Origin of the sequence: Wenyingzhuangia aestuarii (genome assembly GCF_011927765.1) — a bacterium.
Taxonomy (GTDB): Bacteria; Bacteroidota; Bacteroidia; order Flavobacteriales; family Flavobacteriaceae; genus Wenyingzhuangia; species Wenyingzhuangia aestuarii.
Genome location: NZ_JAATJG010000007.1, coordinates 115,747 through 139,287, shown reverse-complemented (window position 1 = coordinate 139,287; position 23,541 = coordinate 115,747). Strand labels below are relative to the sequence as shown.

Annotated in this window: 36 protein-coding genes; 33 read left to right on the top strand and 3 right to left on the bottom strand. The window is 34.0% G+C overall.

The genetic code is table 11. The annotated features are described in order from the left end of the window. Nucleotides 1–30 precede the first annotated feature (30 nt). Nucleotides 31–3,177 carry a cytochrome c biogenesis protein gene (ccsA, locus tag GGR97_RS08580; RefSeq protein WP_167898105.1) on the top strand — a complete coding sequence of 1,049 codons (3,147 nt, stop codon included), beginning with the start codon at nt 31–33 and terminating at the stop codon, nt 3,175–3,177. A gap of 53 nt (nt 3,178–3,230) precedes the next feature. Here the strand turns inward: ccsA and GGR97_RS08575 are convergent, their stop codons facing one another. From GGR97_RS08575 to GGR97_RS08565, 3 genes are read right to left on the bottom strand one after another with little or no spacing between them, the layout of a single operon-like run. Next, a complete protein-coding gene (locus GGR97_RS08575; protein WP_167898104.1) occupies nt 3,231–3,830 on the bottom strand; it encodes a PhnA domain-containing protein in 600 nt (199 codons plus the stop codon). 16 nt (nt 3,831–3,846) lie between these two features. Further along, the gene (gene rlmB, locus GGR97_RS08570; RefSeq protein WP_167898103.1) at nt 3,847–4,593 is read right to left on the bottom strand and encodes a 23S rRNA (guanosine(2251)-2'-O)-methyltransferase RlmB; all 747 of its coding nucleotides are present in this window, start codon (nt 4,591–4,593) and stop codon (nt 3,847–3,849) included. A 20-nt stretch (nt 4,594–4,613) separates the two neighbouring features. Further along, a complete protein-coding gene (locus tag GGR97_RS08565) occupies nt 4,614–6,212 on the bottom strand; it encodes a BamA/TamA family outer membrane protein (protein WP_167898102.1) in 1,599 nt (532 codons plus the stop codon). A 225-nt stretch (nt 6,213–6,437) separates the two neighbouring features. Here GGR97_RS08565 and rpsL point away from each other — a divergent pair, with 225 nt between their 5' ends. The 32 genes from rpsL to rplQ all read left to right on the top strand — a co-directional run bounded on the left by rpsL (nt 6,438) and on the right by rplQ (nt 23,440). Continuing rightward, entirely contained in the window at nt 6,438–6,812 is a 375-nt protein-coding gene (rpsL, locus tag GGR97_RS08560; protein WP_068827466.1) for a 30S ribosomal protein S12, read from the top strand. Between the two features lie 29 nt (nt 6,813–6,841). Continuing rightward, nucleotides 6,842–7,321, top strand: a complete 480-nt coding sequence (gene rpsG / locus GGR97_RS08555) for a 30S ribosomal protein S7 (RefSeq protein WP_167188638.1) — start codon at nt 6,842–6,844, stop codon at nt 7,319–7,321. A 5-nt stretch (nt 7,322–7,326) separates the two neighbouring features. Continuing rightward, a complete protein-coding gene (gene fusA, locus GGR97_RS08550) occupies nt 7,327–9,450 on the top strand; it encodes an elongation factor G (RefSeq protein WP_167898101.1) in 2,124 nt (707 codons plus the stop codon). 17 nt (nt 9,451–9,467) lie between these two features. Continuing rightward, complete coding sequence (rpsJ, locus tag GGR97_RS08545) at nt 9,468–9,773, top strand: 30S ribosomal protein S10 (protein WP_010137088.1); 306 nt, start codon at nt 9,468–9,470, stop codon at nt 9,771–9,773. A gap of 101 nt (nt 9,774–9,874) precedes the next feature. Further along, nucleotides 9,875–10,489, top strand: a complete 615-nt coding sequence (gene rplC, locus GGR97_RS08540; protein WP_167898100.1) for a 50S ribosomal protein L3 — start codon at nt 9,875–9,877, stop codon at nt 10,487–10,489. Next, nucleotides 10,489–11,118, top strand: coding sequence for a 50S ribosomal protein L4 (rplD, locus tag GGR97_RS08535; protein WP_167898099.1), 630 nt, complete (start codon nt 10,489–10,491; stop codon nt 11,116–11,118). Before rplC ends, rplD begins: the two co-directional genes overlap by 1 nt. A 9-nt stretch (nt 11,119–11,127) precedes the next feature. After that, nucleotides 11,128–11,418: a 50S ribosomal protein L23 gene (rplW, locus tag GGR97_RS08530; protein WP_167898098.1), complete on the top strand. Its 291-nt coding sequence runs from the start codon at nt 11,128–11,130 to the stop codon at nt 11,416–11,418. A 24-nt stretch (nt 11,419–11,442) separates the two neighbouring features. Continuing rightward, on the top strand, nt 11,443–12,270 hold the full coding sequence (gene rplB / locus GGR97_RS08525) for a 50S ribosomal protein L2 (RefSeq protein WP_167898097.1): 828 nt from the start codon (nt 11,443–11,445) through the stop codon (nt 12,268–12,270). Between the two features lie 6 nt (nt 12,271–12,276). Then, nucleotides 12,277–12,558: a 30S ribosomal protein S19 gene (gene rpsS / locus GGR97_RS08520; RefSeq protein WP_167898096.1), complete on the top strand. Its 282-nt coding sequence runs from the start codon at nt 12,277–12,279 to the stop codon at nt 12,556–12,558. Between the two features lie 6 nt (nt 12,559–12,564). Continuing rightward, the gene (gene rplV / locus GGR97_RS08515) at nt 12,565–12,972 is read left to right on the top strand and encodes a 50S ribosomal protein L22 (RefSeq protein WP_167898095.1); all 408 of its coding nucleotides are present in this window, start codon (nt 12,565–12,567) and stop codon (nt 12,970–12,972) included. A 12-nt stretch (nt 12,973–12,984) separates the two neighbouring features. After that, the gene (rpsC, locus tag GGR97_RS08510) at nt 12,985–13,707 is read left to right on the top strand and encodes a 30S ribosomal protein S3 (protein ID WP_167898094.1); all 723 of its coding nucleotides are present in this window, start codon (nt 12,985–12,987) and stop codon (nt 13,705–13,707) included. A gap of 26 nt (nt 13,708–13,733) precedes the next feature. Continuing rightward, the gene (gene rplP / locus GGR97_RS08505; protein WP_167898093.1) at nt 13,734–14,162 is read left to right on the top strand and encodes a 50S ribosomal protein L16; all 429 of its coding nucleotides are present in this window, start codon (nt 13,734–13,736) and stop codon (nt 14,160–14,162) included. 12 nt (nt 14,163–14,174) lie between these two features. Further along, nucleotides 14,175–14,360, top strand: coding sequence for a 50S ribosomal protein L29 (gene rpmC, locus GGR97_RS08500; protein ID WP_167188604.1), 186 nt, complete (start codon nt 14,175–14,177; stop codon nt 14,358–14,360). A gap of 13 nt (nt 14,361–14,373) precedes the next feature. After that, complete coding sequence (gene rpsQ / locus GGR97_RS08495) at nt 14,374–14,631, top strand: 30S ribosomal protein S17 (RefSeq protein WP_068827442.1); 258 nt, start codon at nt 14,374–14,376, stop codon at nt 14,629–14,631. Between the two features lies 1 nt (nt 14,632). After that, nucleotides 14,633–15,001: a 50S ribosomal protein L14 gene (gene rplN / locus GGR97_RS08490; protein WP_167188601.1), complete on the top strand. Its 369-nt coding sequence runs from the start codon at nt 14,633–14,635 to the stop codon at nt 14,999–15,001. A gap of 12 nt (nt 15,002–15,013) precedes the next feature. Beyond that, a complete protein-coding gene (rplX, locus tag GGR97_RS08485; protein WP_167898092.1) occupies nt 15,014–15,322 on the top strand; it encodes a 50S ribosomal protein L24 in 309 nt (102 codons plus the stop codon). A 1-nt stretch (nt 15,323) separates the two neighbouring features. Then, nucleotides 15,324–15,875, top strand: coding sequence for a 50S ribosomal protein L5 (gene rplE / locus GGR97_RS08480; RefSeq protein WP_167898091.1), 552 nt, complete (start codon nt 15,324–15,326; stop codon nt 15,873–15,875). Nucleotides 15,876–15,877: 2 nt separating this feature from the next. Continuing rightward, complete coding sequence (gene rpsN / locus GGR97_RS08475) at nt 15,878–16,147, top strand: 30S ribosomal protein S14 (RefSeq protein ID WP_073121980.1); 270 nt, start codon at nt 15,878–15,880, stop codon at nt 16,145–16,147. A gap of 75 nt (nt 16,148–16,222) precedes the next feature. Further along, nucleotides 16,223–16,621, top strand: coding sequence for a 30S ribosomal protein S8 (rpsH, locus tag GGR97_RS08470; protein WP_167898090.1), 399 nt, complete (start codon nt 16,223–16,225; stop codon nt 16,619–16,621). Between the two features lie 13 nt (nt 16,622–16,634). Then, complete coding sequence (gene rplF, locus GGR97_RS08465) at nt 16,635–17,180, top strand: 50S ribosomal protein L6 (protein WP_167898089.1); 546 nt, start codon at nt 16,635–16,637, stop codon at nt 17,178–17,180. Between the two features lie 11 nt (nt 17,181–17,191). Beyond that, entirely contained in the window at nt 17,192–17,545 is a 354-nt protein-coding gene (gene rplR / locus GGR97_RS08460; RefSeq protein WP_167898088.1) for a 50S ribosomal protein L18, read from the top strand. Between the two features lie 9 nt (nt 17,546–17,554). Beyond that, nucleotides 17,555–18,079, top strand: a complete 525-nt coding sequence (rpsE, locus tag GGR97_RS08455; RefSeq protein ID WP_167898149.1) for a 30S ribosomal protein S5 — start codon at nt 17,555–17,557, stop codon at nt 18,077–18,079. An 11-nt stretch (nt 18,080–18,090) separates the two neighbouring features. Beyond that, nucleotides 18,091–18,273 (top strand): 50S ribosomal protein L30, encoded by a 183-nt coding sequence (rpmD, locus tag GGR97_RS08450; RefSeq protein WP_167898087.1) that lies wholly within the window; start codon nt 18,091–18,093, stop codon nt 18,271–18,273. A gap of 11 nt (nt 18,274–18,284) precedes the next feature. Beyond that, nucleotides 18,285–18,734 (top strand): 50S ribosomal protein L15, encoded by a 450-nt coding sequence (gene rplO, locus GGR97_RS08445; protein WP_167898086.1) that lies wholly within the window; start codon nt 18,285–18,287, stop codon nt 18,732–18,734. A gap of 14 nt (nt 18,735–18,748) precedes the next feature. Continuing rightward, nucleotides 18,749–20,083, top strand: coding sequence for a preprotein translocase subunit SecY (gene secY, locus GGR97_RS08440; protein WP_167898085.1), 1,335 nt, complete (start codon nt 18,749–18,751; stop codon nt 20,081–20,083). Between the two features lie 2 nt (nt 20,084–20,085). Further along, complete coding sequence (infA, locus tag GGR97_RS08435; RefSeq protein ID WP_010137062.1) at nt 20,086–20,301, top strand: translation initiation factor IF-1; 216 nt, start codon at nt 20,086–20,088, stop codon at nt 20,299–20,301. Between the two features lie 11 nt (nt 20,302–20,312). Continuing rightward, complete coding sequence (gene ykgO / locus GGR97_RS08430; RefSeq protein ID WP_013621733.1) at nt 20,313–20,429, top strand: type B 50S ribosomal protein L36; 117 nt, start codon at nt 20,313–20,315, stop codon at nt 20,427–20,429. Between the two features lie 2 nt (nt 20,430–20,431). Continuing rightward, a complete protein-coding gene (gene rpsM / locus GGR97_RS08425; RefSeq protein ID WP_068827420.1) occupies nt 20,432–20,797 on the top strand; it encodes a 30S ribosomal protein S13 in 366 nt (121 codons plus the stop codon). A 7-nt stretch (nt 20,798–20,804) separates the two neighbouring features. Further along, nucleotides 20,805–21,197, top strand: a complete 393-nt coding sequence (gene rpsK / locus GGR97_RS08420; protein ID WP_068827418.1) for a 30S ribosomal protein S11 — start codon at nt 20,805–20,807, stop codon at nt 21,195–21,197. A 90-nt stretch (nt 21,198–21,287) separates the two neighbouring features. Further along, nucleotides 21,288–21,893 (top strand): 30S ribosomal protein S4, encoded by a 606-nt coding sequence (rpsD, locus tag GGR97_RS08415; protein WP_167898084.1) that lies wholly within the window; start codon nt 21,288–21,290, stop codon nt 21,891–21,893. A gap of 20 nt (nt 21,894–21,913) precedes the next feature. Further along, nucleotides 21,914–22,906 (top strand): DNA-directed RNA polymerase subunit alpha, encoded by a 993-nt coding sequence (locus tag GGR97_RS08410; RefSeq protein WP_167898083.1) that lies wholly within the window; start codon nt 21,914–21,916, stop codon nt 22,904–22,906. 63 nt (nt 22,907–22,969) lie between these two features. Continuing rightward, complete coding sequence (rplQ, locus tag GGR97_RS08405) at nt 22,970–23,440, top strand: 50S ribosomal protein L17 (RefSeq protein WP_167898082.1); 471 nt, start codon at nt 22,970–22,972, stop codon at nt 23,438–23,440. The last annotated feature ends 101 nt before the right edge of the window (nt 23,441–23,541 follow it).

The window sequence follows — 23,541 nt, the reverse complement described above, 5'->3', positions numbered from 1 at the left end:
GTGTCTTTACTTATTTTAAAAACAAACGCTATGAAAATTTTATATAGAATTTTTGCTTCCCCTGCCTTAGCGGTTTTATCCTTAATTGCATTTGCCGTTTCTATGGCTGTAGCCACTTTTGTAGAAAATGACTACGGAACAGCTACTGCTTGGGTATTGATTTATGATGCTTGGTGGTTTGAAATGATTATGCTCTTAATGACGGTTAGTTTTGTGTTTAATATTTTTAAATACAAGTTGCTTAGAAAAGAAAAATGGGCGGTGTTAATGTTTCATCTTGCGTTTGTGTTAATTATGGTAGGTGCTGCTATTACCAGGTATTATTCTTATGGAGGAGTGTTAAGAGTTAGAGAAGGGCAAGAATCTAATACGGTATTGTCTACAACCAATTTTGTAACGGTAAAACTACATCACCACGGTAAAACAAAAGTAGTTCAGAAAAAAGCATCATTTTCTCATGCCAAAAGTAATTCTTTTGAGTTGTCTACGGATTATAACAATACACCTGTAACGTTGGTTTATAAAGATTATATTCCTGATGCAACTTCTAAAATAGCGATTGACACTTTGGTGGGAAAACCCATATTAGAAGTAGTTGTTTCTGTAGGAGATGGAAGAAAAACCATTTTTTTAACGGACGGAGAAATTAGGGTTGTAGGAAAAGAAAATTATAAGATAGGTTTAAATACAGATGAAAAGGATGCTGTTAATATCCTAAATAAGGATGAAACTTTTCAAATAAAAGCTCCTAACGGGTTGGATTATTTTATCATGGCTTCTCAAAATGCAGGAAAAATAAAACCCAATACTTGGGATGTAATGCATTTAAGCACCTTGTATAGATATCAGAACTTATCTTTGGTTCCATTGGCTTTTCATGCAAAAGGGAAAGTCGCTTTTGAATCGGGGACTGTAGAAGGTTCTAAAGAAAACGACAAAAACAAAGATGATGTATTGTTGTTAGAAGCAAGATCAGGAAATCAGGTTGTAGAAGTTCCTTTATTGTATAGAGAGGGTTTTGTTCCAGAAACACATCGTATTAATTTAAAAGGAACTTATATGGATATAGCTTATGGATCTAGAGAAATTACTTTGCCTTTTTCTATTCGTTTGAATGATTTCCAATTAGATCGTTATCCGGGTTCTACAAGTCCTGCTGCTTATGCTAGTGAGGTTTCTGTGATAGATAATGGAAAAGAAACTCCGTTTAGAATTTTTATGAACAATGTATTAGATTATAAAGGGTATAGATTTTTTCAGGCAAGTTATGATACTGATGAAAAAGGAACTGTGTTGTCTGTAAATCACGATGCTATTGGAACAAATATAACCTACTTAGGATATTTGTTTATGGGAATTGGAATGTTTTTTACTTTGTTTGGAAAAGGAACTAGGTTTAGAACTGTTTTAACTAAGATGAAAAAATTAGAAACGGTTAAAGTTGTTGCCATCTTGTTTACGTTGTTATCCTCTTTTTCTAACTATGCTCAAGCTAACACTACAGACAAAACAACTAGTGTAGCTGCTTTTGTAAAAATTTCCATGGATAATCATCATTCTAAACAATTTGAAAAGTTGTTGGTTCAAGATTTAGATGGTAGAATAAAACCAATAGGAACTTTAGCTTCGGAATTTCTAAGAAAAATATCAGGAAAAACGTATTATAAGTATAGAAAAGATGGAGTGATTAAAAAGCTAAATGCCAGTCAGGTGTTTTTGGCTTTGCAAATGGCATCAGAAGTAAGTCAGAACATTCCTATGATTAAAGTAGATGTTAAAAAAACGAAAGATGTTTTAAATGGCATTGAAATTTCTGAATTTAAAACAGTTGCTTTTAGAGATTTATTGGCAAATGATGGAAGTTATGTGTTATCTAAACATGTAGAAGAAGCAAATCAGAAAAAGCCAGCAGAAAGATCGGAGTTTGATAAAGAAATTTTAAAGATTGATGAACGATTCAATATTTTATACAATCTATTTATAGGGAGTTATTTAAAAATATTCCCAAATAAGTTAGATACCAATGATACTTGGTTTAGTTATACACATCACTTTGAAGATTTTCCGAATGAAGATGCTTTGTTTGTAAAAAGTGTCATCGCTAATTATTTTAAAAACCTATCTCTAAAAAGATGGGAAGAAGCTGAAAAAGATTTGTCTTATATCAGTACCTATCAAAAAGTGTTGGGTAGAGATATTATACCCTCAGAAAAAAGAATAGAGGCTGAGTTGTTGTACAATAAGTTGAATTTGAACTTTTGGTTGTTTCAGGTCTTTTTTGTTTTTGGTTTTGTGTTGTTAATTTTTGCGGTTATCCGAGTTTTTACACATCATAAAATAATTCATTATTTATGGAATGGAATTGTATTGCTTACTTGGTTAGGATTTATAGTGTTTGCTACTAACATTATTTTACGTTGGTATGTGGCACAACATGCTCCTTGGAGTAACGGATACGAAATGTTGGTTTTTGTTGCTTGGGTATTATTATTGTGCGGTTTGTTCGTCTATAAAAAATCTGATTTTGCCTTACCGCTAGCAACTATATTTACAGGTGCTTTGTTGTTTGTTAGTTATTTGGATTGGATTAGTCCGGAAATTACCAACTTAATGCCTGTGTTAAAATCTTACTGGTTAAAAGTACACGTAGCAACCATTGTAAGTAGTTATGCTCCGTTAGCATTGTCTGCCGTATTAGGAATGATGGCTTTAATTTTAATGGTAGTTAGAAACCCTAAAAACAAAGCAAGAGTAAATGTAAAAATAAAAGAGCTGACTTATTTAAACGAGTTAGCCATGACCATTGGTTTGTTTGTGCTTTCTGTAGGAACATTTTTAGGTGGAGTTTGGGCAAATGAATCTTGGGGAAGATATTGGGCTTGGGATCCAAAAGAAACTTGGGCTTTGATAAGTATTATTGTATATGCGGTAGTGTTGCACTTGAGGTTGATTCCGAAACTAAAAAGTGACTACGTTTTAAATATGGTAAGTATGTTTGCTTTTTGGTCTATAATTATGACTTCTTTTGGAGTGAATTATTATTTAACAGGTTTGCATAGTTATGCTTCTGGAGATCCTGTTCCTATTCCAAAATTTACCTATGTAATTATGGGGAGTATGATTTTTATTTCCGTTTTTGCTTACACAAGAAACAAACAGTTTAAAAAGAATAAGTAATAAAAAAGCTCGAGAATTTTCTCGAGCTTTTTTATTTATAAGAATACAATTTGTTAAGATTGTTGTTCTGCGTTGGCTTTTTTAACAAACTTTGTTAAAATTACAATTTGTGTTCCGCTAATTCTTCCTTCAATTTGTTCTGCATTGTCATGCACTAAAGAAATGTTTCTAACAGCAGTACCTCTTTTAGCAGTAAAGTTTCCTCCACCTTTTACATCTAAGTCTTTGGTAAGTGTAATAGTATCACCAGCTTCTAAAATAGCACCGTTGGTGTCTCTGTGAATAATTTTTTCATCATCACTTAAGTGGTCACCTGTAGCTTCTGCAAAACGTAAATCAGCATCTTCTAAATACATCATGTCTAATAAATCTTGAGGCCATCCTTCTCCTTTTAATCTATTTAACATTCTCCATGCTGTAATTTGAACTGCTTTTTGTTCGCTCCACATAGAGTCGTTTAAACATCTCCAGTGATTGGCATCCATGTTTTCAGGATTGTCAATTTGATCTTTACAAGTATCACAGATTAAAATATTGGTATCTAATGTGTCTGTTAAACTAGGCTTAAGTCTTACATCATTTAAGTTCCCCGTAGCTGTGCACAATTCACATTGATTTCCACTTCTTTTTTCTAATTCTTCTCTTACGTTCATTATAATATCAATTCTTTTAATTATTCATTCTCTGTCTTACTGTTTCGTATAAAAAGGCTCCACAGGCAACAGAAACGTTTAAAGAACCAATTTTTCCTAACAAAGGCAATTTTGCTTTTGTGTCAGCAATTTTTAAAATAGAAGGGTTAATACCTCTATCTTCAGAACCCATAACAATGGCCGTAGGTTGATTAAAGTTAACGTCAAAAACAGTGTCTTCTGTTTTTTCGGTAGCACAAACAATTTTAATGTCTGCTGCTTGTAACATAAAAATAGCATCCTTAATATGATCTACTTTACAAATAGGCACATTAAAAGCTGCCCCTGCCGATGTCTTTACAGTTTCTCCGTTAATAGGAGCATTTCCTGTTTTAGGAACTATAATTCCGTGTACACCTGTACAATCAGCGGTACGAATAATAGCACCAAAATTACGTACGTCAGAAATTTGATCTAGTAATACAAATAAAGGAGTTTCTCCTTTTTCTATAGTAGAGGTAATAAGTGTGTCAAGGTCGTAAAAAGCAACAGGAGCAATTAAAGCTCCAGCACCTTGGTGATTGTTATCTCTAGACATACGGTCCAGTTTTTCAACGGGTACAATACTAGAGGTTATATTGTTTTCTTTAATCAATTGTTTTAGTTCAATCATTAAAGGTCCGTTTACATCTTTTTGTAAAAAAACCTTGTCGATTGAGTTACCAGCATTAATAGCTTCAATGATAGCTCTAATACCAAATATTTTTGATGATTGTTTTTCCATGGTGCAAATGTAGTTAAAAGCTAGAATATGGTAACAAAGTTGATGTGAAACAATCCGTTACTTATATTAAAATTTGTATTTTGATTTTTTCCAACGGCATAACTTATTTTTAAAAGTCCCGATGGTGTTCCTAAAGTGTATCCCAAACCAATGCTTATTAAGTTGTTCTGGCTGCTTAAATTTCTAAAATGACCAACATCAGAAAAAGCATACAAGTAACTAATAGGATTGTTAAAATATCTGTATTCAAAATTTGCGTAATCATATAAGTGACTCAAAATACTTTGTTCCAAAAAACCGCGCATAGTGGTAGCTCCTCCAATTCTGTAGAGTTCATTGTTTGTTTTGTTGGCAGATCTTAAATAGGCATTTCTGTTTCGAATGTAAAAATGATTATTGGGAGTTATTTCTATATTGTAAATTAAATCACTTTTAAAAGTTTGTTGTTGGGTGGTTTCTGCTGTTTTTCTAGTTCCGTAAGCAATGTCAAACTCAATTTTAATTTTAGGAATTCTCCAACTGTTAATCTCTTTATAGCTATATCCAAGTCCAATAAAACTTTTAGTGTATTCTGTGTTGTTAATGGTGTTGGCTAGCGTTGTAGAAGATTCGTTGTGGTAATAAGAGGATATTAAATGTTTGTAGTGAGGTTTGTAGCTTAGGCTAAATTGTTGTTGTGTGTTTACAAAGGTGCTGTCTTGTCTAAAAATATTTAATTGATAACCTACGTTTATGGGACTGTTAAAGATGTAAGGGTTGTCTATGTTTAAATCAATCTCTTGCTGATCTTGCCCTGAATTGTTCCATTTAAAAGCAAGTGTTTCTCCTTTGTGTAGTGTGTTGGTTAAAGATAAATCTATATATCCGTTAAACTGAATTTTGCTTTCTCCATCCTGATTGCTAAAACCAATTAAAGCATCTAATTTGTTTGCTTTTACTTTTTCTATATATAAATAAAGATGTGTAGAGTCTTTGGTAAAAAGAACGGCAGGTTTCTTTTGGTTTTGTACAAACGTAAGTTGATTTATTTTTTCTTCGGTTTCTTCAAGAAGTTCTTTATTAAAAGGTTTTTTACACTTTATGTAATATTTTAAAAATCGTTTAGAAAAACGACTGTATCCTTTTACCACGGTTTTATTGATGAATCTCTTTTTAGATTTTGATATAGATAAATCGCAATAAAGAGTATCGTTTTGTAGTTGTTGATTTTTTAACTCAATAACAGTAAAGTTTTCTCCTAATTTATCAAACTCGGAATTAAGTTGCTTCATCCAATCGTTTAGTTGATTAGGAGCTATGTAATAGATGTCTTTTTTTGTTTTTAAAATTGTATGAATCTCTTTATATGAGTTTTTAATTTTTAAAACGGAAGTTTTAGTTCCTAAGGAGATAGAGAAGATGTCAATACTATCTTTTTTGATGAGGGTAGAGGTGTAGTAATAATATCCTTTATTGTGTAAAGTTTTGTTTAAAGAAGAAATGTCTTTTACGTCATCAAGAGAAAAATCAACAGCTAAACTGTCTTTTAAAATAAATACAGCTGTTTTTTCTTGAGCCCAATTTGATGATGTTATCAAAAAGAACGAAAAAAATAAAAAAAAGAATTTTAAAAACTTCATAAAAATCAAATCTAGTTAATTCATTTGACGTTTCCATTTGTTGTTGCGAAATAAGAAACAAAACATTAAAATTTAGAAATTATTGTAGGTTTCTAAAAATCAAAAAAATAGGCTTTAAATAAAATTAACTCCTTGATATTTGATTATTTAGAAAATAATTGTACTTTTGCAAACCTTTGGAGAGAACTTCAGAGGGAAATATTAAAACGTTATATATATTAATTTATGCCAACTATTCAACAATTAGTTAGAAAAGGAAGAGCCCAAGTTACTAAGAAGAGTAAATCGGCTGCCTTGAAGGCATGTCCACAACGTCGTGGAGTATGTACGCGTGTTTATACCACTACACCTAAGAAACCTAACTCGGCAATGCGTAAAGTAGCCCGTGTTAGATTGACTAACGGTAATGAGATAAACGCCTACATCCCAGGAGAAGGACATAACCTACAAGAGCACTCGATAGTATTAGTAAGGGGAGGAAGAGTAAAAGATTTACCAGGGGTAAAGTATCACGTAGTACGTGGAGCTTTAGATACTGCTGGTGTTGAGGGAAGAACTCAACGTAGATCTAAGTATGGAACTAAGCGTCCAAAAAAATAATCTATAATCTTTTAAATTCTTAAGAAAACATGAGAAAAAGAAGAGCAAAAAAAAGAGTTCTTTTACCGGATCCAAAGTTCAATGATCAATTGGTAACACGTTTTGTGAATAACTTAATGTGGGATGGAAAGAAGTCTACAGCGTTCAAGATTTTTTACGATGCATTAGAGATTGTAGAAAACAAAAAAGGTGATGAAGAAGAAAAATCTTCATTAGAAATATGGAAAGATGCATTATCTAACGTAATGCCTCAAGTAGAAGTACGTAGCCGTCGTGTTGGTGGTGCTACTTTTCAAATTCCAATGCCAATTAGACCAGACCGTAAGGTTTCTATGGCAATGAAATGGTTAATTTCTTACTCTAGAAAGAGAAATGAAAAGACTATGGCTCAAAAATTAGCTGCAGAAGTATTAGCTGCTGCTAAAGAAGAAGGAGCTGCTGTTAAGAAGAGAGTTGATGTTCACAAGATGGCAGAAGCTAACAAAGCATTTTCACACTTTAGATTTTAATAGAAATGGCTAGAGATTTAAAATTAACTAGAAATATTGGTATTGCTGCTCATATTGATGCAGGAAAAACAACAACAACAGAACGTATTTTGTACTATACAGGAGTTTCTCACAAAATTGGAGAAGTTCACGATGGTGCTGCAACTATGGACTGGATGGAACAAGAGCAAGAAAGAGGTATTACAATTACTTCTGCTGCTACTACTTGTGAATGGAAGTTTCCTGTGGAAAACGGACAGCCTACTGCTGATGCTAAAGAATATCACTTTAATATTATCGATACTCCAGGTCACGTTGACTTTACAGTAGAGGTAAACCGTTCTTTACGTGTTTTAGATGGATTAGTGTTTTTATTTAGTGCTGTTGATGGTGTTGAGCCTCAGTCAGAAACTAACTGGAGATTAGCTGATAACTATAAAGTGCCTCGTATTGGATTCGTAAACAAAATGGACCGTCAAGGTTCTAACTTTGCTAAAGTTTGTACTCAAGTAAAGGAAATGTTAGGATCTAATGCTGTTGAAATCGTTTTACCAATTGGTGAAGAAAACGATTTTAGAGGAGTTGTGGATTTAGTTAAGAACAGAGCAATCTTATGGCATGATGATACTCAAGGGGCAACTTTTGATGTAATTGATATTCCAGAAGATTTAGTTGATGAAGCTGCTGAAGCTAGAGCTAGATTGATCGAAGAAGTTGCTTCTTATGATGAGGAATTATTAGAGAAATTCATGGAAGATGAAAACTCTATCTCAGAAGATGAAGTACATGCTGCTTTAAGAGCTGCTGTAATGGATATGGCTATTATTCCAATGATTTGTGGTTCTTCGTTTAAAAACAAAGGAGTTCAATTCTTGTTAGATGCTGTATGTCGTTACTTACCTTCACCAATGGACAGACCAGAGGTTGTAGGTGTAGATCCTAGAACAGACGAAGAGACTACAAGAAAACCAGATGCAAAAGATAAATTTGCTGCATTAGCATTTAAAATTGCTACTGATCCTTTCGTAGGACGTTTAGCTTTCTTCCGTGCTTATTCAGGACGTTTAGATGCTGGTTCTTATATTTTAAATAACCGTTCAGGTAAAAAAGAACGTATTTCACGTATCTATCAGATGCATGCAAACTCTCAAAAAGCTATCGATTTTATTGAAGCTGGAGATATTGGAGCAGCTGTTGGATTTAAAGATATTAAAACAGGAGATACAATGTCATCATTAGATGCTCCTATCGTTTTAGAATCTATGGATTTCCCAGATCCAGTAATTGGTATTTCAATTGAACCTAAAACAAAGGGTGATGTTGATAGAATGGGAATTGCTTTAGGTAAATTAGCTGAAGAGGATCCAACGTTTACAGTAAAAACAGACGAGTCTTCAGGACAAACTGTAATTTCTGGAATGGGTGAATTACACTTAGAAGTATTAGTTGACCGTTTAAAGCGTGAATTTAAAGTTGAAGTTAACCAAGGACAACCTCAAGTAGAATACAAAGAAGCTGTAACTAAAACAACTGATCACAGAGAAACTTATAAAAAGCAATCTGGAGGACGTGGTAAGTTTGGTGATATTATATTCGAAATGGGACCTGTTGATGAAGATTTCGAAGGATCTGGATTACAATTTATTGATCAAGTTAAAGGTGGACGTATTCCTAAAGAATTTATTCCAGCTGTTGAGAAAGGATTTAAAGAATCTATGTCTAACGGACCTTTAGCTGGTTTCGTAATGGATACATTAAAGGTTGTTTTAAAAGATGGATCTTTCCACCCTGTGGATTCTGATGCTTTATCTTTTGAATTAGCTGCAAAATTAGGATACAAATCTTGTGCAAAAGCTGCAGGTGCTGTAATCTTAGAACCAATCATGTTATTAGAGGTGATTACACCAGAAGAAAACATGGGAGATATCGTAGGTGACTTAAACAGACGTAGAGGTCAAGTGAACGATATGAGTGATAGAAGTGGAGCTAAAGTTGTAAAAGCTGAAGTGCCTTTATCTGAAATGTTTGGATACGTTACAACGTTACGTACATTGTCATCAGGTAGAGCAACATCTACTATGTCATTCTCTCACTACGCTCAAACACCTTCAAACGTGTCTGAGGAAGTAATCGCAGCTTCTAAAGCTTAATTTAAAACATTCAGAAAATGAGTCAAAAAATCAGAATAAAATTAAAGTCTTACGACTACAACTTAGTAGATAAATCTGCTGAGAAGATCGTAAAGACGGTAAAGTCTACTGGAGCTGTAGTAAACGGTCCTATTCCTTTGCCAACAAATAAAAAGATTTTTACTGTATTACGTTCTCCACACGTAAACAAAAAATCTAGAGAGCAATTTCAATTATCTTCTTATAAAAGATTATTAGATATCTATAGTTCTTCTTCAAAGACTATTGATGCTTTAATGAAATTAGAATTACCTTCTGGAGTAGAAGTAGAAATCAAAGTTTGATAAAACTTAATAGACATGTAAAACCAGCCTAACTGTGTTAGGCCGGTTTTTGTGTCTCTTGGTAAATCATAAAATTTAATAACAATAATTAATTAATAATAATGTCTGGGTTAATAGGAAAAAAAATCGGAATGACTAGTATTTTTGATGAGAACGGGAAGAACATTCCTTGTACTGTAATTCAAGCTGGTCCATGTGTAGTTACCCAAGTCAGAACTGAGGAAGTAGATGGTTATTCTGCTATCCAATTAGGTTTCGATGACAAATCTGACAAGAACACTACCAAAGCATTGCAAGGTCACTTTGCAAAAGCTGGTACTACTTCTAAGAAGAAAGTCGTTGAGTTTAGTTTTGATGAGGAGTTGAATTTAGGAGATACAGTAGGTGTAGATCTATTTGTAGAAGGTGAATTTGTTGATGTAAGTGGAATCTCAAAAGGTAAAGGTTTCCAAGGTGTTGTAAAACGTCATGGATTTGCTGGAGTAGGTCAAGCTACTCACGGTCAACATAACCGTTTAAGAGCTCCAGGATCTATTGGTGCTGCATCTTACCCTGCACGTGTATTCAAAGGAATGCGTATGGCAGGAAGAATGGGTGGAGATACAGTTAAAGTTGAAAACTTAAGAGTTTTAAAAGTTGTTGCTGACAAGAACTTAATCGTAGTAAAGGGATGTGTTCCTGGTGCTAAGAACTCTTACTTAACTATCGAGAAATAATGAAAGTATCAGTTTTAGATTATACAGGAAAAGATACAGGACGTCAGGTAGAGTTATCTGATGCGGTATTCGCAATAGAGCCAAATGACCATGCAGTTTACTTAGATGTAAAGCAACACTTGGCAAACAAAAGACAAGGAACTCACAAAGCTAAAGAAAGAGCTGAGATTGCTGGGTCTACTAGAAAGATTAAAAAACAAAAAGGTACTGGTACTGCTCGTGCAGGATCTATCAAATCTCCTGTGTTTAGAGGAGGAGGTAGAGTTTTTGGACCAAGACCAAAAGATTATTCTTTCAAATTAAACAAAAACTTAAAGAGATTAGCTAGAAAATCAGCTTTAAGTTTACAAGCAAAAGAGTCAAATATTATCGTTTTAGAAGACTTCACATTTGAAGCTCCAAACACTAAGAATTTCATTAACGTATTGAAAGCTTTAGAGTTAGATAATAAAAAATCTCTATTTGTGTTGGGTGAGTCAAATAAAAATGTATATTTGTCTTCACGAAATTTAAAAGGGTCTGAAGTTGTAACTACCTCAGAATTAAACACTTACAAAGTATTGAATGCTGGTACAGTTGTTTTATTAGAGGGGTCTATTTCAGATATTGAAGCTAATTTAAGTAAATAGGGTACAGATATGAGTATTTTAATAAAGCCTATTATTACAGAAAAAGCAACAAAAGATACCGAGTTATTAAACCGTTATGCTTTTGTTGTAAATTTGAAAGCTAATAAAATTGAAATCAAAGAAGCTATAGAAGCTACTTATGGTGTTTCAGTTGAGAAGGTAAGAACAATGGTATATCCAGTAAAACGTTCGACTAAATATACTAAAAAAGGTATAGTTCAGTCGAAAATTTCTGCATACAAAAAAGCTATCATAGAGGTAGCTGAAGGAGAGAATATTGACTTTTATAGCAATATTTAATTATAAATAATTTTAAATTTTAACATGTCAGTTAGAAAATTAAAACCAATCACACCAGGTCAGCGTTTTAGAGTAGTAAATGGGTTCGACGCCATAACTACTGATAAGCCGGAAAAGTCATTATTGGCACCGAATAAAAGATCTGGAGGTCGAAACAACAGTGGTAGAATGACAATGCGCTACGTAGGTGGTGGTCATAAAAAAAGATACCGTATTATCGATTTTAATAGAGATAAATTCGGTGTTGCTGCAACTGTAAAAACAATTGAGTACGATCCAAATCGTACTGCATTTATTGCATTAGTAGAATATACTGATGGAGAAAAAAGATATGTAATTGCTCAAGCTGGTTTACAGGTTGGACAAACTATCATTAGTGGACAGGAAGCTGTTACTCCAGATGTAGGTAATGCAATGCCTTTAGCAAACATGCCTTTAGGTACAACAATTTGTTGTATTGAATTAAGACCAGGTCAAGGAGCTGTTATGGCTCGTTCTGCGGGATCTTTTGCTCAGTTAATGGCAAAAGAAGGAAAGTATGCTACTGTAAAATTACCGTCAGGTGAAACAAGATTGATCTTGTTAACTTGTATCGCAACAATCGGAGTTGTTTCAAACTCAGATCACCAATTATTAGTTTCTGGTAAAGCTGGTAGATCAAGATGGTTAGGTAGAAGACCAAGAACAAATGCTGTTAGAATGAACCCAGTCGATCACCCAATGGGAGGTGGAGAAGGACGTTCTTCAGGAGGTCACCCAAGATCAAGAAATGGTATACCTGCTAAAGGATACAAGACTAGATCTAAGACCAAAGCGAGTAATAAGTATATTTTAGAACGTAGAAAAAAATAAGAAGATATGGCACGTTCATTAAAGAAAGGACCTTTCATTTTTCATAGACTTGAGAAAAGAGTTATTGCTAATGCTGAGGCAGGAAGCAAAGAAGTAATCAAGACTTGGTCAAGAGCTTCTATGATTACTCCAGATTTCGTTGGGCAAACTATTGGAGTTCACAACGGAAGAACATTTGTACCAGTATATGTTACTGAAAACATGGTAGGTCATAAATTAGGAGAGTTTTCACCAACACGTACCTTTAGAGGTCACGGTGCAGACAAGAAAAACAAAGGAAAAAAATAGTAGGATATGGGAGTTCGTAAACATAATATGGCAAAACAGATCAAAGAGGCAAAGAAAGATGTTGCTTTCGCTAAATTGACTGGTTGTCCTACATCACCAAGAAAGATGAGATTGGTGGCTGATTTAGTAAGAGGAGTAGAGGTTGAAAAAGCTTTACAAATCTTGAAGTTTTGTGTTAAAGAAGCATCTATAAACATAGAAAAGTTATTGTTATCTGCTATTGCCAACTGGCAAGCAAAGAACGAAGACGCTAGTTTAGAAGAAGCTAACTTATACGTTAAAACAATTACTGTAGATTCTGCAGCGATGTTAAAGAGATTAAGACCAGCTCCACAAGGTCGTGCACATAGAATTCGTAAGCGTTCTAATCACGTTACTATTGTGTTGGGAAGTAAAAATGTTGAAAGCAAATAATCATAAGTAGAAATGGGACAAAAGACTAATCCAATTGGAAATCGTTTAGGAATCATCAGAGGATGGGACTCAAACTGGTACGGAGGTAATGACTACGGAGATAAAATTGCTGAAGATAATAAAATAAGAAAGTATTTAAACGCTAGATTATACAAAGCAAGCGTTTCTAGAATAATTATTGAGCGTACTCTTAAACTTGTAACCGTTACTATCACTACTGCTAGACCTGGTATCATTATCGGAAAAGGTGGACAAGAGGTAGACAAGTTAAAAGAGGAGTTAAAGAAATTAACTGGAAACGAAGTACAAATCAATATTTTTGAAATTAAGCGTCCAGAATTAGATGCTAATTTAGTAGCAGCAAGTGTTGCTCGTCAAATTGAAAATAGAATTTCATACAGACGTGCAATTAAAATGGCTATTGCTGCCACTATGCGTATGAACGCTGAAGGGATTAAAATCCAAATTTCAGGACGTTTAAACGGAGCAGAAATGGCACGTTCAGAGCACTATAAAGAAGGTAGAATTCCTCTATCTACTTTTAGAGCTGATATTGATTATGCTTTGGTAGAAGCACATACAACTTACGGTAGAATCGGGGTTAAAGTGTGGATAATGAAAGGTGAGGTTTATGGTAAGCGCGACTTATCTCCATTAGTAGGTCTGTCTAAAAAGACAGGAGGAAAAGGTGGAGCTAACGCAGGAGCTAAGAAAGGACCTCGTAGGAGAAAATAATTTTTCACAAAAATTAGAATTTAGAAATGTTACAGCCTAAAAGAGTAAAGTACCGTAAGGTGCAGAAAGGTAAAGGTAATATGAGCGGTGATTCTCACAGAGGGAATCAATTAGCTTTTGGTATGTTCGGGATTAAATCTTTAGAACAAGCCTTAATTACCTCTAGACAAATAGAAGCAGGTCGTATTGCTGCGACACGTTATATGAAAAGAGAAGGTCAATTATGGATCAAAATATTTCCAGATAAGCCTATTACAAAGAAACCTTTAGAGGTTCGTATGGGTAAAGGAAAGGGTGCTCCTGAGTATTTCGTAGCGGTAGTTAAGCCTGGTAGAATATTGTTTGAAATCGGAGGGGTACCTTTCGATGTTGCTAAAGAAGCGTTACGCTTAGCAGCTCAAAAAATGCCAGTTAAAACTAAGTTCGTTGTTGCGAGAGATTATGATAACGCTTAATATCTAAGAGAAATGAAACAATCAGAAATTAAAGAATTATCAGTAGCTGACTTACAAGAGAAATTAGTTTCTCTTAAAAAGAGCTATACTGATCTTAAGATGGCTCATGCTATTTCTCCATTAGAGAATCCTTTAGAGTTGAGAGCGCTTAGAAAAACTGTAGCAAGAGTAGCTACTGAGTTAACTAACAGACAATAAGTATTTTTACAAGATGGAAAATAGAAATCTTAGAAAAGAAAGAATTGGTGTTGTATCTAGTAACAAAATGGACAAGTCTATTGTTGTTGCAGAGGTAAAGAAAGTGAAACACCCAATGTACGGTAAGTTCGTATTGAATACGAAAAAGTACGTTGCACACGATGAGCAAAACGATTGCAACATTGGAGATACTGTAAGAATCATGGAAACAAGACCTTTAAGTAAATCTAAACGTTGGCGATTAGTAGAAATCCTAGAAAGAGCTAAATAGTATGTTACAAACAGAATCAAGATTAAACGTAGCAGATAACACTGGAGCTAAAGAGGTCTTAGTGATCCGTGTTTTAGGAGGAACAGGAAAGCGTTATGCATCTATTGGAGATAAAATTGTTGTTACTGTAAAGTCTGCAACTCCAAATGGAAACGCTAAAAAAGGTCAAGTATTTAAAGCTGTTGTTGTTCGTACTTCTAAGGAAGTACGAAGAAAAGACGGTTCTTACATTCGCTTTGATGACAACGCATGCGTGTTGTTAAACGCGACTGGAGAAATGTCTGGAACACGTGTATTTGGACCTGTAGCAAGAGAACTTCGTGATAAGCAATTCATGAAAATTGTATCATTAGCACCTGAGGTGCTTTAATATTTGTAAACAATGGCAAAGATTAAAATTAAATCAGGAGATACAGTAAGAGTTATTGCTGGAGATCAGAAAGGTAAAGAAGGGAAAGTAGTAACTATTATTACTGACAAAAACAAAGCAATTGTAGAAGGTGTAAACTTAGTTTCTAAGCACACTAAACCAAGCGCTCAAAACCCTCAAGGTGGAATTGTAAAGAAAGAAGCAGCTTTGCCTATTTCTAACTTAGCTATTTTAGAAGATGGAAACATCACTAAAGTTGGTTACAGAGTAGAAGATGGTAAAAAAGTGCGTTTTTCTAAAAAATCAGAAAAAGCTATTTAATATGAGTTATATTCCAAGACTTAAACAAGAGTACACTGACAGAATTAAGGCTGCCTTAACTGAAGAGTACGGATATAGCAATATTATGCAAGTACCTAAATTAGAGAAAATAGTTATCTCTAAAGGTGTAGGTGCTGCTATTGCAGATAAGAAATTAGTAGATTACGCTGTTGAAGAGTTAACTACTATTTCAGGACAAAAAGCAGTTGCAACATTATCTAAAAAAGATATCGCAACATTTAAATTACGTAAAGGTATGCCAATTGGGGCAAGAGTAACTTTACGTGGAATTAAAATGTACGAATTCTTAGACAGATTAATTACTGCTTCTTTACCACGTGTTAGAGATTTTAACGGTATTAAAGCTACTGGTTTTGATGGAAGAGGAAATTATAACTTAGGTATTACTGAGCAAATTATTTTCCCTGAAATTAATATTGATCAAGTGAAAAAGATTGGTGGTATGGATATTACTTTTGTAACATCTGCTCCTACTGATAAAGAAGCTAAATCATTATTAACAGAATTAGGATTACCATTTAAAAAGAACTAGTCATGGCTAAAGAATCAATGAAGGCTCGTGAGAGAAAAAGAGCTAAAACAGTTGCTAAATACGCTGAAAAACGTAAAGCTTTGAAAGAAGCTGGTGATTACGAAGGATTACAGAAGTTACCTAAAAATGCTTCTCCAGTTCGTGGTCATAACCGTTGTAAGTTAACAGGTAGACCAAAAGGATATATGAGACAATTCGGAATTTCTCGTGTAACTTTTCGTGAAATGGCTAACCAAGGGTTAATCCCAGGTGTTACAAAAGCAAGTTGGTAAAATTTTAAGAATTAATTTTAGATGCTAGCCCCGAAACTATTTCGGGGTGATAATCTAAAACCAATACAAATAATTATGTATACAGATCCAATAGCAGATTACTTAACAAGAGTAAGAAATGCTTATTTAGCAGGCCACAGAGTAGTGGAGATTCCTGCATCAAAGGTTAAAAAAGCGATCACAGAGATCTTATTTGACCAAGGATTTATTTTAAGTTATAAGTTTGAGGAGAAAACTGCTCAAGACTCTATTAAAATAGCTTTAAAATACAACCCTGAAACAAACGAGTCAGTAATTAAAAAAATTGAACGTATTTCTACACCAGGTTTACGAAAGTATGTTGGTGTTGAGGATTTACCAAGAGTTTTAAATGGTTTAGGTATTGCAATTGTGTCTACTTCTAAAGGAGTTATGACATCTAAGCAAGCTAAACAAGAGAACATTGGTGGAGAAGTAATTTGTCACGTTTACTAAAAAATAGAATAGTATGTCAAGAATAGGAAAAAGCCCAATCGCAATTCCAGCTGGTGTTACTGTTACTATTAACGGAGACACAGTTACTGTAAAAGGGAGTTTAGGAGAATTAACTCAAGAAATTACTGATGGTATCAGTATTAAAGAAGAAGAAGGATCACTTATCTTAGATAGACCATCTGAATCTAAATCACATAAAGCTAAACACGGATTATACAGAGCTTTAATCAATAACATGATTGAAGGTGTATCTAAAGGTTGGTCTAAAGAATTAGAATTAGTAGGGGTAGGATATAGAGCTTCTAATCAAGGTCAAGTTTTAGATTTAGCAATTGGATTCTCTCACAACATTGTGTTAGATATAGCTCCAGAAGTTAAAATAGAAACAGTATCTGATAAAGGTAAAAACCCAATCGTAAAACTTACTTCTTTCGATAAGCAATTGGTAGGTCAAGTAGCGGCTAAGATTCGTTCTTTCCGTAGCCCTGAACCGTACAAAGGAAAAGGAATTAAGTTTGTTGGTGAAGAATTAAGAAGAAAAGCAGGTAAATCTGCATAATTTATAGTATTATGGCATTATCAAAGCTTGAAAGAAGACAAAGAATTAAGCGTAGAATTAGAAAAATTTCTACTGGTACAGCATCTAAACCTAGATTATCTGTATTTAGAAGTAATAAAGAAATTTACGCTCAATTAGTTGATGACAAAGCAGGAGTTACATTAGCTTCTGTATCATCAAGAGATAAAGAAATCGATGCAAAGGGAACTAAAATTGAAGTAGCTACATTAGTAGGTAAATCAATTGCAGAGAAAGCATCTGCTGCAGGTGTAGAAACTGTTGCATTCGATAGAAATGGTTATTTATACCATGGTAGAGTTAAAGCATTAGCTGAAGCAGCTAGAGAAGCTGGTTTAAAATTTTAAGAAAATTATATTATGCAAGGATATAAAAACGTAGAAAGAGTTAAGCCAAGCGGATTAGAATTAACAGATCGCTTAGTAGCTGTGAACCGTGTAACTAAAGTTACAAAAGGTGGACGTACTTTCGGATTTTCTGCTATTGTAGTAGTAGGAAATGGAGAAGGTGTAGTAGGTTACGGATCTGGTAAATCTTTAGATGTTGCATCTGCAATTGCTAAGGCTGTGGAAGAAGCTAAGAAAAGCTTAGTTCGTATTCCATTAATGAATGCAACTTTACCTCACGAACAAAAAGGTAAATTTGGTGGATCTAAGGTATTATTATTACCTGCATCTCATGGTACCGGAGTTATTGCTGGTGGTGCTGTACGTGCGGTATTAGAATCTGTAGGTGTACATGATGTATTATCTAAGTCTCAAGGATCATCTAACCCTCATAACGTAGTGAAAGCAACTTTTGATGCTTTATTACAATTAAGAAGCCCACAACAAGTGGCTGCTGAGAGAGGAATTTCTTTAGACAAAGTATTTAACGGTTAATATTGAATACCATGGGAAAAATTAAATTAACACAAGTAAAGAGCCAAATTAACCGTACGCAAGTTCAAAAAAGAACTTTAGAAGCGTTAGGTTTAACTAGAATTGGAAAGGTTGTTGAGCATGATGCTACTCCATCAATTGTAGGAATGGTTAATAAAGTTAAACACTTAATTTCTGTTGAAGAAATTAAATAAGTTATAGAAAGATGAGTTTAAACAATTTAAAACCTGCCAAAGGTTCTGTCAAAAGCGGTAAGCGTATTGCTAGAGGTGAAGGTTCTGGTCACGGAGGTACTGCTACAAGAGGTCATAATGGACAACAATCTCGTTCTGGATATTCTAGAAAAGTAGGATTCGAGGGTGGACAAATGCCATTACAAAGAAGAGTACCTAAGTTTGGATTTACTAACGTAAACCGTAAGGAATACAATGGAATCAATCTAGACAAGTTACAATCTTTAGTAGATAGTGGTAAGATTACAGATACTGTTGATTTAGCTGTATTAGTTGAAAATGGTTTAGCAAACAAAAACGACTTAGTAAAAATACTAGGTGGTGGAGAATTAAAAGCTAAATTAAACGTAACTGCTCACAAATTTACAGGAACTGCTAAGGCTGCTATTGAAGCTGCTGGAGGTGAAGCTGTATCTTTATAATTATTATTAAGTAGATGAAGAAATTTATCCAAACCATAAAAGACATTTGGTCTATTGACGAGTTAAAAGGTAAAATATTATTGACTTTAGGGTTAATGGCAGTTTACAGATTTATGGCTCAGGTAACTTTACCTGGTATAGATCCTCAACAATTAACAGCATTAGGTGATAAAACATCTGATGGTCTTTTAGGTTTATTAAGCGCATTTACAGGTGGTGCATTCTCAAGAGCTTCTATTATGGCTCTTGGGATTATGCCATATATATCAGCATCTATTGTAGTTCAGTTAATGGGAATTGCGGTTCCTTATTTACAAAAATTACAAAAGGATGGTGAAAGCGGAAGAAATAAGATCAACCAAATTACACGTTGGTTAACAATAGGTATTACTGTTGTGCAAGGAGGAGCTTATTTAACAAGTTTACCAACCTTAGGTATTCCTCAAGAGGCATACTTATTAGGTCAAGGTGGAATGTTCTGGATTTCTTCAATGATCTTATTAACTGCAGGTACTGTTTTTGCAATGTGGTTAGGGGAGCGTATTACTGAGAAAGGAATTGGTAATGGAATTTCATTATTAATTATGATTGGTATTATTGCTAGATTCCCTGGTGCATTTATGCAAGAATTAACATCTAAGTATGCAGCTGGTTCTGGAGGTTTCATGATGATTCTTTTAGAAATTATTGTATGGTTGGCAATTATTTTGGCAAGTATATTATTAGTAACAGCTGTAAGAAAAATTGCAGTTCAATACGCTAGACGTACTGTTGTAGGAAGTATAGATGATGCTCAAGGAGCAAGACAGTATATTCCTTTAAAGTTGAATTCGGCAGGAGTTATGCCAATTATCTTTGCACAAGCAATTATGTTTGTACCTGGATTAGTTGCAAGAAACACTGATGGAACAATGCAAACAGTATTTAATGCTTTATCTGATTTTAATGGTTGGGGTTACAATATTTTATTCTGTGTTTTGATTATTGTGTTTAGTTATTTTTATACAGCAATCACAATTCCAACGAATAAAATGGCTGATGACCTTAAAAAAAGTGGAGGATTTATCCCGGGAACCCGCCCAGGTACTGAGACTGCAGAAAAATTAGATAGTATTTTGTCAAAAATTACGTTACCTGGATCTATTTTCTTAGCTTTGCTGGCTGTTTTCCCGGCCATTGTAGTACATTTTGGTGTACAACAAAACTGGGCTCTGTTTTACGGAGGTACTTCGTTAATAATTATGGTGGGTGTTGCAATTGACACGATCCAACAAATTAACTCGTACTTGTTAAACAGACATTATGACGGTCTAATGAAAACTGGAACTAAAAGAAGAGCGACAATTTAATTATGGCAAAACAAGCGTCAATACAACAAGACGGTACAATTACAGAAGCATTATCTAACGCAATGTTTAGAGTTGAATTAGAAAATGGTCATATTGTTACTGCACACATCTCAGGTAAAATGCGAATGCATTACATTAAGTTGTTACCAGGAGATAAAGTTAAGTTAGAAATGAGTCCTTATGATTTATCAAAGGCTCGAATTACTTATAGATACTAAAATATCATACGATGAAAGTAAGAGCATCAATAAAAAAGAGAAGTGCCGAGTGCAAGATTGTGCGTAGAAAAGGCAGATTATATGTAATCAATAAAAAGAATCCTAGATTCAAACAAAGACAAGGTTAGTTATGGCAAGAATTTCAGGTATTGACATTCCAAAAAACAAACGTGGTGTTATCGCGTTAACTTATATTTTTGGAATTGGTAGAACTAGAGCTAAAGAGATTTTAGCAAATGCTGGAGTAGATGAGAACATCAAAGTTCAAGATTGGACAGATGCTCAAATCGGAGCAATTCGTGAACAAGCAGGTACTTTCACTATTGAAGGTGAGTTACGTTCAGAAATCCAAATAAACATTAAACGTTTAATGGATATTGGATGTTTTAGAGGAATCCGTCACCGTGCTGGATTACCGTTAAGAGGTCAAAGAACCAAAAACAACTCTAGAACTAGAAAAGGTAAACGTAAAACTGTAGCGAACAAAAAGAAATAATTAAGTTATGGCTAAATCTAATACAAAGACCGCTAAAAAGCGTAAAGTTATTGTTGAGTCTGTTGGAGAAGCACACATTACAGCTTCATTTAACAACATCATCATTTCTTTAACAAATAAAAAAGGAGATGTAATTTCATGGTCTTCTGCAGGTAAAATGGGATTCCGTGGATCTAAAAAGAACACTCCTTATGCTGCACAAACAGCTGCTGAAGATTGTGCTGCTGTAGCACACGAAGCTGGATTACGTAAAGTTAAAGTTTATGTAAAAGGACCTGGAAATGGTAGAGAATCTGCTATCCGTACTATTCACAATGCTGGAATTGAAGTATCAGAAATTATTGATGTTACTCCATTACCACACAACGGATGTAGACCTCCAAAAAGAAGAAGAATATAATTTTATTTTTATTAACACTAAAATTGGCAATTAAGTTATCGAAGGACTAAGCCTTAATTCATAACTGCCAATTTTTTTTAATTTTTTACTATGGCAAGATATAATGGACCTAAAACTAAAATTGCTCGTAAGTTTGGTGAAGCAATTTTTGGAGACGATAAGTCTTTTGAAAAACGTAATTACCCACCTGGACAACACGGGTTGGCGAAGAAAAGAGCTAAGCGTTCTGAGTACTCTTTACAATTACAAGAAAAGCAAAAAGCAAAGTATACTTATGGTATTTTAGAGCGTCAATTCTCTAATTTATTTAAGAAAGCTTCTTCTAGCAAAGGTATTACCGGAGAGGTATTATTACAATTATGTGAATCTCGTTTAGACAACACTGTATTCCGTATGGGGTTATCTAACTCTAGAAGTGGAGCACGTCAGTTAGTGTCTCACAGACATATTACTGTTAATGGAGAAATCCTTAACATTCCTTCTTACCAATTGAAACCTGGTGATGTTGTTGGTGTAAGAGAAAAATCTAAATCGCTTGCAGTTATTGAAAGTAGTTTAGCTACTTCTTCTACTGTTTTTGAGTGGTTGACTTGGAATAATGATACAAAAACTGGAACGTTTGTTGCAGTTCCTGAAAGACTTCAGATTCCAGAAAACATCAAAGAGCAATTAATCGTCGAGTTATACTCGAAATAATAAATAGACACCAGTTAGCTATGGCAATATTAAATTTTCAGAAACCAGATAAAGTTATCATGATTGAATCTACCGATTTTGAAGGTAAATTCGAGTTCAGACCGTTAGAGCCAGGTTTTGGTTTAACAGTAGGTAATGCTTTGAGAAGAGTATTATTGTCTTCTTTAGAAGGTTTCGCTATTACATCTTTACGCATTGAAGGAGTTGAGCATGAGTTCTCAACTGTTGAAGGTGTTGTTGAGGATGTTACTGAAATCATTTTAAACTTAAAACAAGTACGTTTTAAGCAGCAGATAGAAGACACGGATAAAGAGACTGTTTCAGTATCTGTATCTGGTCAGAACCAAATCACTGCTGGTGATATACAAAAGTTTACTTCAGGTTTTCAAGTTTTAAACCCAGACTTAGTAATTTGTAACTTAGATAGCTCTGTAGCTGTAAGTTTTGATATTACAATAGAAAAAGGTAGAGGATTTGTTCCTGCTGAAGAAAACAAAAAAGTAAATGTGCCTTTAGGGACTATTTTTACAGATTCTATTTACACTCCTATAAAGAATGTTAAATATGCTGTTGAAAATTACCGTGTAGAACAAAAGACTGACTACGAAAAATTAGTTTTTGACGTAGTTACTGATGGATCTATTAATCCTAAGGATGCATTAACTGAAGCAGCTAAAATTTTAATCCACCACTTTATGTTATTCTCTGATGAGCGTATCACTTTAGAGGCAGATGAAATTGCAAGAACTGAAACTTACGATGAGGAGTCTCTACACATGAGACAACTATTGAAAACTAAATTAGTTGATATGGACTTATCTGTAAGAGCTTTAAATTGTTTAAAAGCTGCAGAAGTTGAAACGTTAGGTGATCTTGTATCATTTAACAAAAATGACTTAATGAAGTTCAGAAACTTTGGTAAAAAATCTTTAACAGAGTTAGACGAATTAGTAAACGTTAAAAATTTACATTTCGGAATGGATTTAAGCAAATACAAATTAGATAAAGACTAAACTCTTTCATAGTTTGCTCCCCAAGGAGGGTAGAAGCAAGATGAAAGCCAAAAATCATTTACAATGAGACACGGAAAGAAATTTAACCACTTAGGTAGAAAAACAGCACATAGACACTCTATGTTAGCTAACATGGCTTGTTCTTTAATAGAGCACAAGCGTATCAACACTACTGTTGCTAAAGCAAAAGCTTTACGTATGTATGTTGAACCAATCATTACTAAGTCAAAAGAGGATACTACACACAATCGTAGAATTGTTTTTTCTTCATTAAGAAACAAATATGCTGTTAGTGAATTGTTCCAACAAATTGCTGTAAAGGTTGCAGACAGACCAGGAGGATATGTTCGTATCATCAAGTTAGGAAACCGTCAAGGGGATAATGCACCTATGGCTATGGTAGAATTAGTTGATTACAACGAAATTTACAATCCAAACGGAGCTAAGAAGAAGAAGACTACTCGTAGATCTAAGAAAAAAGCAGATGCACCACAAGTTGAGGCAACTGAATCAAAAGAATCTACTGAAGAGTAATCATGATTTACTTAAAGTGAAATATATAAAGGATAAACTATTTAATAGTTTATCCTTTTTTTATATTTGCAAAAATATTTTTACAAACATTCTTTGTTGAA